The sequence below is a fragment of the Parabacteroides sp. AF17-28 genome, assembly GCF_003479205.1.
GTDB lineage: Bacteria > Bacteroidota > Bacteroidia > Bacteroidales > Tannerellaceae > Parabacteroides > Parabacteroides acidifaciens.
Genome location: NZ_QUGV01000009.1, coordinates 138,807 through 152,323, shown reverse-complemented (window position 1 = coordinate 152,323; position 13,517 = coordinate 138,807). Strand labels below are relative to the sequence as shown.

At 47.1% G+C, this 13,517-nt stretch carries 9 protein-coding genes; all 9 read right to left on the bottom strand.

Translation table 11 applies throughout. From position 1 onward, the window contains the following. Positions 1–11 precede the first annotated feature (11 nt). The 9 genes from DWW90_RS08745 to DWW90_RS08690 all read right to left on the bottom strand — a co-directional run bounded on the left by DWW90_RS08745 (position 12) and on the right by DWW90_RS08690 (position 13,513). Positions 12–2,045, bottom strand: coding sequence for a HAMP domain-containing sensor histidine kinase (locus tag DWW90_RS08745; RefSeq protein WP_233547685.1), 2,034 nt, complete (start codon positions 2,043–2,045; stop codon positions 12–14). Between the two features lie 82 nt (positions 2,046–2,127). Then, positions 2,128–5,835 carry a methionine synthase gene (metH, locus tag DWW90_RS08740; RefSeq protein ID WP_122344698.1) on the bottom strand — a complete coding sequence of 1,236 codons (3,708 nt, stop codon included), beginning with the start codon at positions 5,833–5,835 and terminating at the stop codon, positions 2,128–2,130. Between the two features lie 9 nt (positions 5,836–5,844). Continuing rightward, the gene (smpB, locus tag DWW90_RS08735; RefSeq protein ID WP_115499537.1) at positions 5,845–6,306 is read right to left on the bottom strand and encodes an SsrA-binding protein SmpB; all 462 of its coding nucleotides are present in this window, start codon (positions 6,304–6,306) and stop codon (positions 5,845–5,847) included. Between the two features lie 12 nt (positions 6,307–6,318). Next, positions 6,319–6,885 carry a YIP1 family protein gene (locus DWW90_RS08730; RefSeq protein WP_115499536.1) on the bottom strand — a complete coding sequence of 189 codons (567 nt, stop codon included), beginning with the start codon at positions 6,883–6,885 and terminating at the stop codon, positions 6,319–6,321. Positions 6,886–6,918: 33 nt separating this feature from the next. Beyond that, positions 6,919–7,680 (bottom strand): hypothetical protein, encoded by a 762-nt coding sequence (locus tag DWW90_RS08725; RefSeq protein ID WP_122344735.1) that lies wholly within the window; start codon positions 7,678–7,680, stop codon positions 6,919–6,921. Positions 7,681–8,689: 1,009 nt separating this feature from the next. Next, positions 8,690–9,589, bottom strand: coding sequence for an Abi family protein (locus DWW90_RS08715; protein WP_122344697.1), 900 nt, complete (start codon positions 9,587–9,589; stop codon positions 8,690–8,692). A 1,317-nt stretch (positions 9,590–10,906) separates the two neighbouring features. Continuing rightward, entirely contained in the window at positions 10,907–11,686 is a 780-nt protein-coding gene (locus tag DWW90_RS08700; RefSeq protein WP_122344695.1) for a hypothetical protein, read from the bottom strand. Positions 11,687–11,737: 51 nt separating this feature from the next. Beyond that, positions 11,738–12,973: a porin family protein gene (locus tag DWW90_RS08695; RefSeq protein WP_122344694.1), complete on the bottom strand. Its 1,236-nt coding sequence runs from the start codon at positions 12,971–12,973 to the stop codon at positions 11,738–11,740. Positions 12,974–12,985: 12 nt separating this feature from the next. Further along, positions 12,986–13,513, bottom strand: coding sequence for an RNA polymerase sigma factor (locus tag DWW90_RS08690; protein WP_122344693.1), 528 nt, complete (start codon positions 13,511–13,513; stop codon positions 12,986–12,988). Positions 13,514–13,517: the final 4 nt, after the last annotated feature.

Below are 13,517 nucleotides of genomic sequence, written 5' to 3'. Positions count from 1 at the left end.
GCAATCCCCGTCTACTCTCCAAACGGATGGACGAAGATGAAACGCGCCCCTTTGTCGTAATCGGGATCGACTGTCAGCGTCCCGCCCAGGCGGATAGCGATCGTCCGGGCAATAGGCAGTCCCAAGCCTGCCCCGGGGATAAATTCATTCACCTTTGCGAAGCGGTCGAAAATGACTTCCTGCTTATCCAACGGAATGCCGCATCCCGTATCGGTGACGGTAAAAACAACCTGCCGATTCTCCCGGTCGACACGATAGTCGAGGTTGATTTCTCCCTGCTCAGTAAATTTAACGGCGTTCGACAACAGGTTGTTTAGCAATTGTTGTAAGCGCAAATCATCGGTTTTCAGGATGAAATGATCATCCGAAGCGGTAAAGCCCAACTTGACACCCGGCTGCACCCGATGCCTGATTCTCTCCTGTGCATTCTGGCAACATTCGGACAGGTCGCAATCTTCCAATATGACACTGAAAGAATCCGATTCGAGCCGCGACAGGTCTAACACGTCATTCACAAGCCCGAGCAACATATCGGTGTTGTTCTTGATTATTTTGAGATACTCGTTCCGCTCGGCCTCATCGGCATCTTGCAGCAGATCGGCAAACCCGACAATCGCGTTCAGCGGCGTCCGTATCTCATGGCTTATATTGGCGACAAACGACGTTTTCAGGCGGTTGGATTCCTCCGCCTGTTCTTTAGCCACACGCAGGCTTTCGGTGGTTTCGATCAACGTCTCGCGCTCGACTTGGAGATCGTTCTTTAATTTACGAGTACGATTGGAATAGCGGAATAAGACATACAGCAATACCAACAGTATGCAGGACACAAGAATAGAGGCTGTGAGCTGTAGCTGCTTCTCGGAAAGTTGCCGTTTCTGATAAAGCAGTTTCTGTTCCTGCATTTTCTTGTCGTTCAGGTCGTGCAGCATACGAAGCTGGTTCAATTGGCGGGTGAAAGCCGTCACATTCGTCTGCTCGACCAGCGACAGCAATTCGGCATACTGTTTCAACGCCTCATCCGTCCTTCCGGCGGCTTTCAGGATATCGACTTTCAGCTTCAGCGGTTCGGACGAATAATCGACAGCAAGCACTTTGTCGATCTCCCGGAGCGCCTGCGGATAATCTTTGATAAAGAAATAATAGCGGGCCATCGCCAAATCATATACGGACGTAACATCCGGCCCCATGCTTTCATCCATATAAGAAGGCAAAAGGCTTACGGTTTCACGCGCTTTCGGAAGATTCTTTTCCGCCACATACAAATTAAGATAATTGGCATACAGCAAGCACTTTTTGGCCTTAATCGGATAATTTTCCCTAATATCAGACTTATAGCTTTCAATTTTCCGCAACGATTCTTCGAAACGAACAAGAGTCGACTTCACATGATCCAACTCGTCAAGATGCAAATAGGCGATCAGCAGATAGGGGATAATCTGAAGTTCATAATCCGGCTTGCTTTTTGTTTTCAACAGGTCCAACGCTTCCTCGAAAGCAGTCACCGCATCGCTGTCCCGTCCGATCAGCAAATAAACCAGGCCCAAATATTCATTACTGGATATCAAGCCCGTCATATTATTCTTTTCCTTGGACAACATCTGAAGCATCACAGCCTCGTTCATCGCCAATTCATATTCTCCGTTAATCAGATAATACCGGCAGTAATAATTCAGAAAATCGAATTTTGCCAGAGGGGTTTCCCGGCGTGCTTTTGTCACGGAATCGACCATATTGCCCCAATAAGTCAGGCTATCCAACCGGTTGATATTACAATAATAACGTCCCAATGAGGAAAGGGCGCTGTAATAATATCCCATTGAATCGACTTCTCCGGCAAGCTCTACCAATGATTTCAGATAGGGCACTTCCATCGGGGTCTCCCAGTTTTGCCGGGACAATTCATACAAAGCCTTGAGCCTCTCACCCGCATCATCCGTTTTCCCATCAGTCCTGCAAGATCCGTATAGATCCGACAGGAACAGACAAAAAACGATCAACACCCCTTTTACGTATATATGCCTCTCTTTCATACAGCACCGCTCCATCTATTGTTTTTCAAAGATAGAGTTTTTTCCATAATGCTGTATGCGTTTTCCGGTAAATAATGAATATTAGGGCATAAAGAGATTAAGAACAGGAAATATTCTTATTCAAAATCTTCTTTGCCTCCGCTTCCGATAGATTCCGGCGGCGGGCATAATCCTTCATCTGCTCTCCGTCAATATTTCCGATCATAAAATACTGGGATTCAGGATGTGCGATATAAAGACCGCTGACAGTTGCCGTCGGGTACATCGCGCCGTTTTCCGTCAGCCTGACGCCGATCTGCGACATGTCGAGCAGGTTGTCCAACGTATAGTTGAGCAGCTGGTCCGGCAAGGACGGATAACCGACAGCCGGACGGATTCCCCGGTATTTCACTTTGAACAGGTCAGGCAAGGAATACGATTCGTCCGGAGAATATCCCCAATATTCCTGGCGGACCTTTTCGTGCAGATATTCCGCCGTCGCCTCGGCCAAACGGTCGGTCAACGTCTGGAGCAGCATCGAATTGTAGGTGTCGCCTTCTTCCTCGAACTTGTTTTTCAGAGATTCGGCGCCGGCACCGGCTGTCACGACAAACGCGCCGACATAATCCGTACGCCCTTCGGAAAGAGGCATCACATAGTCGGCAAGCGATTTATAAACGCCTTCCTCCTTCTTTGTCTGCTGGCGCAAGACAGGGATCGTGACCTCACCGACACGGAGATTGTCGCCGTCGCTGTTTGCCGGGAAAAAGCCGTAAATGGCTTTGCAATAGTCGGCATTCATCTCGATAAGACGGTCGAGCAGTTTCGCCGCATCCAGATAGAGCTGCATAGCTTCCGCCGCCTTCCCGCGCTCCTCTTCGGGAACACCGGACAGCCAATTGGCACGGCAGGCATCGCAATCATGCAGGCTGGCGACAGAGGCAAAACGCCCGCTCAGCTTCCAAGCACTGAAGAAGAAAACCCAGTTGATATAGCCAGCCACTTCATCCAAAGGAACATGAGGGATCACGTGGATGCCCATCTGACGGGGCACCACCGGATTATAGTGCGTCCAGTCGACCGGCTGCGGATTGGCCCGCGCTTCGGCAAGCGATACGAATACTTCTTTTTTCTTTTCCAACGAGGCGCGCAACTCTTCATATTCCTTGTTCAGGTCTTCGATATAAGCATCGCGCGTATCGGGGTTCAAGAGTTTGGCGGCAATCAACGGATTCTGCGAAGCGTCGAGCACATGGATCACCGGATAATCGTAATGGGGAGCGATCTTAACAGCCGTATGCAGCTTGGAAGTCGTAGCTCCGCCAACCATCACGGGAATAGTGAGCCCGGCTTTCTGCATCTCGTCCGTCACGTGCACCATCTCTTCCAGCGAAGGCGTGATCAAGCCGGATAGGCAGACCAGATCAGGCTTCTCCTCGATTGCTTTTTTCACGATCACGTCCGCCGGTACCATCACGCCCAGGTCGATGACCTCGTAGTTATTACAAGCTAACACGATCGAGACGATGTTCTTTCCGATATCGTGCACATCGCCTTTGACAGTAGCGAACAGCACTTTTCCGGCTTTCGACGAGCTGGAAGCGACCTTCTCCGCCTCGATAGCCGGTTGCAGGACCGCCACCGCCTTTTTCATCGTGCGTGCCGTCTTGACCACCTGCGGAAGGAACATCTTTCCGGCGCCAAACAACTCGCCGACCTTGTTCATGCCACTCATCAACGGACCGTCGATAATGTCCACCGCACGCGGATAAACCTTCAGGGCTTCTTGCAAATCCTCTTCCAGATGGTCGCCGATGCCGCGTATCAGAGCGTTTTCCAAACGCTCTTCTAATGAACAATTGACAATTGACAATTGACAATTATCTGCATCATTCTTCTTATTAATTGTCAATTGTCCATTGTCAATTGTCCATTGTATCAGTTCTTCCGCCGCTTCCGGACGGCGTGCCAGAATAACATCTTCGAGCAGCGTACGGAAAGCGGGTTCGATATCTTCATAGAGCACGGACGACGACGGGTTGACGATTCCCATATCCATGCCTTTGCGGATGGCATGATAGAGGAACACGGAATGCATCGCTTCGCGCACATAATTATTTCCACGGAAAGAGAAAGAAAGGTTGCTGACCCCGCCGCTCACCTTCGCTCCCGGCAGGTTTTGCTTGATCCACTCGACGGCACGGATAAAATCGAGCCCGTAGCCGTTGTGTTCCTCCATGCCGGTCGCGATGGCCAGCACATTCGGATCGAAAATAATCCCGTTCGGATCGAAATCGACTTTTTCCCGAAGGAGACGGTAAGCGCGTTCGCACACCTCTATCTTCCGTTCAAACGTATCGGCCTGTCCTTTCTCGTCGAAAGCCATCACGACCGTTGCCGCTCCCAACTGTTTGATACGCGCGGCATGTTGCAGGAAAGCCTCCTCGCCTTCTTTGAGGGAGATCGAGTTTACAATGCTTTTGCCTTGTACGCACATCAGGCCTTTTTCGATCACCTCCCATTTGGAAGAGTCGATCATGACCGGCACGCGGGAAATATCGGGTTCGGAAGCGATCAGGTTCAGGAACGTGGTCATCTCCTTCACGGCGTCGAGCATCCCGTCATCCATGTTGATGTCGATCACCTGCGCACCGTCTTCCACCTGTTTGCGGGCGATCATCAAGGCTTCTTCGTAGTTTTCTTCCTTGATCAGGCGCAGGAACTTACGCGAACCGGCCACATTACAGCGTTCGCCGATATTGACGAAATTGTTTTCCGGCTTTACCTCCAGCAGTTCCAGTCCGGACAGCCAAAGACAGTCCGGCTTCGGGGCCGGCACATGCGGCTTCGCGCCTTTGACCAGTTCGGGATATTTGGCGATATGGGCCGGCGTCGTTCCGCAACAGCCTCCTAAGATATTGACCAATCCTTCGTCGATAAAGGGCTTCACGTGGGCAGCCATCTTTTCCGGCGTCTCGTCGTACGAACCGAAACTGTTCGGCAACCCGGCGTTCGGATAGGCGCTGATATAATAAGGCGCGTGTTTCGCCAGTTCAGCTAAGTAAGGCTTCATGTCGGCAGCCCCGAACGAACAGTTCAGGCCGACACTGACAATATTGGTATGTTGTACGGAAGCCAAGAACGCCAGCAAAGTCTGCCCCGAGAAAGTACGTCCGCCCTGTGCCGAAAGCGTCAGGGAAAGCATGATCGGCAGATCTTTGCCTTTCTCCTTCAAAACAGTCTCGGCAGCTTCCAGGCCGGCTTTCACATTGAGCGTGTCGAACGTCGTCTCGAACAAGACGATGTCCACACCGCCGTCCACCAAAGCCTCCACCTGCTCTTTATAGGCGTTATACAAATCCATATAGGTGACAGCCCTGAAGGCGGGATCACTCACGTCCGGACTCATGGAAGCCGTCTTGTTGGTCGGACCGACAGAGCCGGCGACGAATACCGTACGTCCGGGATGTTCCGCCATAAAGCCATCGGCCACTTCGCGCGCCAACCGTCCGGCAGCAAGGTTTATATTGCGCACCTGCTGCTCCATGCCGTAGTCTCCCATCGAGATGGCATTCGCGTTGAAAGTGTTGGTTGCAAAGATGTCCGCACCGGCATCCAGGTATTGGCGGTGAATGGATTTGATCACATCCGGGCGGGTGATGCACAACAGGTCGTTATTGCCTTTCAGGTCACCGGGCCAACCGGCAAACTGCTCGCCGCGATAGTCCTTCTCAGTCAGTTTAAACCCCTGGACCATCGTTCCCATTCCTCCGTCCAGAATCAGAATACGTTCTTTCAGGAGATTCAAAAATATCTCTTTATCCATTAAATGTCTTTATCGTTTGAATGCACGGTCCATCTCGCGGCGATCATCCCGTTCTTTGATGGAGTCGCGTTTATCATATTCTTTCTTTCCTTTGGCGATTGCGACCACGACTTTGGCCAGCCCTTTGTCGTTAATAAAAAGGCGGGTCGGAATGATCGTGAAGCCATTGTTGCGGGCCGCCCCCTCGATCTTGCGCAACTCCTTTTTCGTCAGCAGCAGCTTACGGTCGCGGCGGGCCGAATGGTTGTTATAAGTCCCGTAGAAATATTCCGCCACATACATATTTTTCACCCACAGCTCGCCTTTCTCAATGATACAGAACGTATCGACCAGGCTCGCCTTGCCCAGGCGGATCGATTTGATCTCCGTCCCGGTCAGCACAATGCCCGCCGTAAACGTATCGAGCAACTCATAATCGAAAGTTGCCCGCTTATTCTTTATCTGTATATTATTACTAATCTTCTCTTTCATCTCATTTATTTATCAAAAACGCAAACCGGGCATCAGCATCGACAGGACGACTTCGATCAGCCAGGGCGTCAGCAAAATCAAACTGGTCGCAGCCCCGACAAATTTCAGGCGGTCCTTTTCTTCCACCTGCATATAAGGGCCGGCACCCTCCCACACGATATAGAACGTGTATAAGACAAATATCCGCAAAAAGAAAAACTCCGGAAGCAACATCAACACGATATTCAGCGCGAACATCAGCGAAGACGAATAGCCGACGAAACGCTGGCACAGCTTCATGTCTTTCTCGCGTTTGAAAAAACCTTGCCAAAGTTCGTTCAGAAAATACGACGCCAGGTAAAAACCACCGAAGGCGGCAACCAGCGTCCGGATCGACGATTTCAGAGCCAGCTCGATGTCGAACTCTTTCCGGGTGAACAACACCCCAAGAAAAGCCGCCACCGTAACGATTCCGATCAGGGGATACACAAACCGGGATAAAAACTCATCGTCCTTTTCTTCCTTTTTCGTCAGAATATCCCAAGCTTTTCCCGGCTGGGAGATGATGGCCACTACCAATTTAAATATCTCTTTATACATCTTCAATACGTTCGTTTGCTATTTGTCATTAAGTTACTTCCCTGAGGGGTTTATCGTAAACACATCGGATGATTTCCAGACGATTGAAGCAGAGTCTTTCCCGAATGCGGATGCATAATTAACCCGGAACTTCACCTCATCGGTATTATTTTCTCCTGTCACTTTCTTCACAAAGTCCTGAATATTGAAAGCACAGGGGATAATCATCGATTGCCCGTTATCCTCCTCGCCGCCTTCAGCCGTCTTGATAGCGCGCAGATACAAGCTATAGACCTGATCGCCATTCAATACCTGATCCGGATTATAAGACAAGGCGAAACTATCTTCCTGCGCCGTCTTATGACCGCTCATTTCCGTAAAAAGAAACAGATTTCCCTTGATATAGGAAGAACGGGGCTGAAGGGTGGAAAGCAGTAATTCACCATTCTCGACGTTCGAGGTGTCTGTCAAGGTATTGAACAGCTGCCACTGGCTCACTTCCGAAAGTGTATTCTCATAAATGGTTGCAGTCATATAGCCTTTATTCGCCCCGCCGTCTGCATTTTCAGCCAGCCCGTAATCGATCGAATAATCGAACAGGATACATTCTCCATCTTCCACATTCGCATTCTGGAAGTTTTCCGAAGAGATCACATCCCCGCCTTTGACGAAAATAACCTTACCTACGGATCCCACATTCGTTGCCACAACCCCGGTCTGATTCGCCATCGTCAATTGCGTCGCCGGGTCTCCCAAACAAGAGCTCAACACAACCAGGCAAAGGGCTATCACGCCATATAATACAGTCTTTCTCATTTCCATATACAATTTTGAAATCGAAGTTATCTTCCTCCACACACAGAGGGAAGGCACAAAGGTAGCATTATTTTCTTACTCATACAATTGGGAAAGATTAAATCCGTGTATATACGGATGTTCCGGGAGTGGTTTCAAATATGTCAAATACTGAACCTTTATATAAAGTTTTTTGAAAAAGAACTGTCATACTCTCATGTTTTCCATATAGGAATTGAATATCATGATACATAGCTATGATAGTTCTAATTACAACTATCATTTAACCATCATGAATATTCCGTTTAACTATCATTTTGTGTTGTTTCATCGAAAAAACAAGGTATCAGAAGTGTTAAAACAGGACATTTTTGAGTAAGGCTTACTTCTTTTTAGTCAGATATGCCTTTGTTTTTAACAGAAAGTCGTTATGTATTTTGCCGGAAATGCCCGTTTTAACACCATTTACATCCGCATCCGGAAGGTGTTGAGACCCGGGTCTTGGCTGTACTAAGACCCGGGTCTCAAAAAGCACGAGTGGTTACCAAATTGAAATTAAGCAACATAGAACATGAAAAAGGATAATAGCTTTTATGACAGTATGATAGTTGAAAATCCTGCCATCATGCCTGCTATCATTTGATACACGCATTGATATTCATGATATTCAAATGAACGAATGATAGTATGACAGTATAATTTGAAAATAAATATATTATTTTAGTATCCACGGACCTCGACAAACGCCAAGAAGTTTCGAATGTAAGAAAATGTGAACCATAAATGATGATTCAATCTTGCCAAATAATGAATTTATTTATCCCCAATGATTATCGGGTGAGCCGAAATAGTGGCTGTTACGCTGCCGGAAATTGAGGACGGCGGCGAAAAGGTGTTGCCGGGTATGATGGCGGACGGTGCGGCATGGGTGGTACGGTCGTGCAAGCTGCTGGACGGCGAGAAGGTAAGGACGGTGTACGGAAGGGTGTAATTTATGAGACAGTGTCACATAAATAGGCATCACTGATGCCTATTTCCAAATATCCTCGTTTTCCCAACCAACGGGAAAGCCCATCGCACGGGTATCAATATTCGGATAGGCGGCTAACAGTGCCTTTAGCTTATCCTCAAATGTATTGCCGGGTGATACCGTAAAAAGGAAATAACGTATCATGCAAATGCGGTAGTACATCCTACGCTTGTCCGTCCGTGAAGAATTTATCCAGCCGAATTGTGTCCGGCGGGGTTCGGTCGTGATAACCGCCAGTTCCCTATTCCATGTACGGCAATGGTGGCAACACATATTACGCAAACCAGCCAAAATCACGATCCATGAACTGAATACCGGAACTTGCAAACCGAAATGTTGCGCAATCCGTTTCTTGATCACATTGTCCTTCAAATTGGTATAGATGCGGCAAAGCATACCTAACGGCAATATCTCGGCAATCATCCATGCAGGCGGATAACTATCGGTATAGGCTGACTGGAAATGCAGGATGAAATCTTCTTTCGATTTTTTCAGTTCGGCATCTATCGTATCTTGTGTGTACTGGAAATTCTGCATATTGTAGAAATAGGCAGGGTTGGTAATCCAAAACAGGTCATTGAAATACTCGCTGGCGGCATTGGTCATGCAACTGCGGATAGCTATTTCTATTTTTTCGATTTCATTGAATAGAAGCAACCGCAATTTGCGGTCAAAACGGTACATATCCAATGCTTGGATAAAAGTCGCACCCGACTTGTATTGGTGTTGCTCTTTTGGCAACTTCAATAACGGGTAAAAATAAGCACTCAAACGGAAGTAGCCGATATTGTACAAATAATCTGCCGCTTTTCGCTCGTTCGTTATTACTAAACCTCTGCTCTTTAAAAGAGTAATATGTTGTTGGGAAGTATAGAAAACTTTGGTAAAAGGCTGTTTCATAGGTATATATAAAAAAACGACCTGCCTATTTGAGCATTGTTAAGAGGCTTGGCAGGTTCTATTGGTTGCAAATATAGAACTTTTCTCTTAAACCACAAAATATATTCCGGCATAATTTTGTAAAGTGTCCGGGTAATCCCCGAACACTTTACTATAATTACGGGTACAGAACATTGAAATCCCGTGAGCCGCCATCGTCTATCAATTCGTTGCGGTGCAGCCACCGGAGAATTTCAGTGCCGGACTGACTGCCGAAGTTGCGCACACAGTACAGTCGGGAAAGATTAAATCCGTGTATATACGGATGTTCCGGGAGTGGTTTCAAATATGTTAAAATATACAATATCCCCCTTCTCCAACCGTTTTTCTATTTCATTCGAAATCTTGATCGATTTCGGATTGACTCTTTTCATGGTTTTACCCATTCCGACTGACATCGGACGGAATGAGCTGCCGAGGTCATCCTGAAAAGTGTGCAATTTGATTGGCAAAAACCGGAAACACCGACAAAGTGATAAACCTTAACTCCCGGAGAATCGAATATTTGAAAATAAAACGGACGGCGTTCCAAATATCTCAAGGAAATTTAGGTACTTTTTTGCCATGAAAACGGTCCTCTTTCCAATTACGACCGTCATAATCTCCATTACGACCGTCATAATCTTCGCGAGGTGCCGAGTGCACTGCCTATTAGCACGGTCGTAATGGCAAAGAGGACGGTCATAATTGCGGAAAACACTCAAAAAAGAGGAAAAAGTCCCTTTTTGACGTCTGAAAAGCGGATTAACATTTGTTTTGTTTCGGACCTTTTTTTAGCCTAAAAAATGCGTTTTATACAATAAGCCCCCGGGAAAGTTGAAAATTGGAAGTTAAGAGTTGAAAGTTAATACACAGGATATCCGCTCTTTGGGTTCATTGGATAATAATTGTCCGATTCGGTTGAGTTGTTCCTTGCTTACACGGCCCTACCTAAGTATTTGAAGAGCAAAAGCCTTATTGATGGCCTTACGCTCTCCCATATCTGCAAAATCACTCGCAAATAATATAGTGCCGTTCTTTTTTCTACTTATCACAGAAATCATCTTATTTTCAATACTTTGCAATACCATCTTCACCTTCATTTTGTCGCCAAAAAAAAGTTTTTTGGCGACATTCTCAATGCAAAAGTTCCATATTTGGAGAGGCCGCCAAAATAAATTGTCGGTTTTAAGTAATGGCAGAAAACGCTCAAAAAAAAGCATCGAACAGAATCCGGATATTTATCCGTTTTCCATCCGATGCCTGTATTTATTACGAAATAAGAAATTCCTGAAATGCTTATTCAGAGTCTGCTATAGAGAACTGAACTATATCAGTAGCACCCCAAGTTGTCACTTTTGTGGAATCTGAATTAAATCCTTTTGCATATTTAATTTGGTAGTTTACAACCTTTTTCCCTGCTGCAGATTCTTTACTTTTCAATGTCGAGTATAATTGTTCCAAATCAAACCCCGAAATATCCGAAACGTTGTTTAAGGTAGGAGCTTTTCCATCTTCTAATTTTTGACAACGCAAACAGAAGGTATATACACGTTCCATACTATTAACAGTTACCGGTTCCTGATCATAGTCGAAAGTCAATTTATAGTTATTCTTCTGATCCGTCAAGATTTTCTCAAACATAGGTAAAGCAATCATTTTCCGATAGTTAACGGATTTAATAAACATATTTGCCACACCTGATAAAAGCTGTTCATCACTTAATGCCGTAGAATCAAGAGTTGCAAAAGAGAAATTTCCTTTCTTTATTGTTGCAGCCTGACCGGAAGCTGTATAATAACCATTTGTACTGGCATTCGCATTCTCTGGTGAATCATAATCAACTGTAATATAGCCCGTAACACAATCACCTGCATTAAAGCTGGGATCAGAGGCCACACTTGAAATATAGAAAGGGGCACCAGCAGGTGTATACAATAGAGGTTTAAACGTTGACGAATAATCAATCACCGCAAATAATTGTCCTGATTCTTGATTTCCTCCCCCATCCAAACAAGAGGTTAACGTTACCATTCCCGCAGCGATTGCTGCCAATCCTAAAACTTTAAGTTTCTTCATTTTTTACTGTTCTTTTAATTTTATATTGTTTATTATTTATTTGTTTACTGTTCAAAAGCCCAAACGGAAACCCGCCTGCAGGTTGACATTAAACGGTTTCTCGGAGCGGATCGTTTCGATGTCGCTTCCATTGTCAAAATAATAGCCGGCGCCTGCTTCCGCATATACACTCAGGAAGCGAAGCAAGGGATAACTCGCTCCGACACGGCCGTTTACAGACCACATCCATTCTTTCATCCGGATATGTCTTTTCTCATGACGGATTTCATCATTCCCGACAAATATCTTGGAAGTCAGCTTACCGGCCACATTGATCTCCGTCATTCCGCCGGCGGCTGCATAAAACTGTATGCGTTTCCATTCCGCAATCTTATAGGACAAGGAAAGGGGTATTCCGATAAAATGCAACTTCTGCTTTGTCTCGCCGTAATAAACGGCATTCGTTTCCCACTCGGAAGAAAGGAATGTATAATTCAAACCGGATTGCAGGGAGAAACGGTCGTTCAGATAGTAACTGACGCCCATCCCGACTGTTACAGGTGTTTTATGATGAATGTTTGTTTTTGGAGACTGCTCGTTGAAATAAGGTGAGTTTAGCTGGATTAGCTCTCTGTCGATCAGCGCCGTGTTCTTCAGCGCAAAGGTGTTCAGAGAATTGGATGTTCCGGCGGTCACGCTTCCTCCGCCCATTCCGAAGCCCCATCTTCTCACCGGAGCTTTACCGGCTTCCTTCACGGGTGCTGCGTCGGCAATCAGGGCACGCGTCTCAACCGGACGTATTTCAGATTCCTCCGGCACAGAGAGCTGTGTCAAAGGCACCTCGTTCCCGCGCTTGACGCGGGATCGCACTGGAACCGGCTCTATAAGCGGCTGATTGATAAGGTCTGTACCGATGCGGCCCCGCGTCAAGCGCGGGGACAAGGACGTTTGAGCAACAACAGGCTTATCCGTGCTATTTCGGGAAGGTTCGGCCACAGCAACTGGCATGGCCGGCTGGGTTTGTTCCGCCAACTGCGTCTCCACTGCGTCTGTCTTTTCCCGGATTGTTTCGGCAACGGGCATCGGTTCTTTGTCGCGGTTCACGACATAAACGCCTCCGGTGACGACCAATAAGGAGATAACGGCAGCGGCAGCCCAATAGCGCAAAGTCCGCCGGAAAGGGACAGTCTTTGCGGCAGGCAGGCGGTCGGCAATGGCCTCCCAGTCACCCGGCAACGTGTCTGCTTCGAAGTCGTATAACTTCTCACGCAGCAAATCGTCAAATATGTCTCTTTCCTTATCTTTCATTTCCTTTTTTTCTCAATACAATTCGTTAATTCTGCGTTGTAACAGCTGCTTGGCACGCGTAAACTGCGAACGGGAAGTGCTCTCGGTTATGTTCATCATCTCGCTGATCTCCTTATGCGAATAGCCTTCTATCGCGAACAGGTTGAACACCGTACGAAAGCCGGCGGGCAGTTCATGCACCAGTTTCATCAGCTCGACCGCCGACATATCGGATATTGCGGAACTGTCCGGATGAACGAGTTCCGCCGTGTTATCCAAGTCGGTCGCCTCGCGCAAAACATCCGATTTACGCAAATACTCCAACGCACAATTGACAAAGATCTTTCGCATCCACCCTTCAAATGACCCGATCCCCGAATAGGAATCCATACTGGTGAAGACTTTTACGAAACCGTCCTGCAACAAATCACGGGCAGTCTCCCTGTCGCTTACGTAACGCAGACAAACGCCCATCATTTTGCGGGAATATGTTTCATACAGCTCCTTCTGAGCCAGCCTTTCCCCACTCCTACAACCCTCTATCAGTTGTTTCTCCGTCATTTAA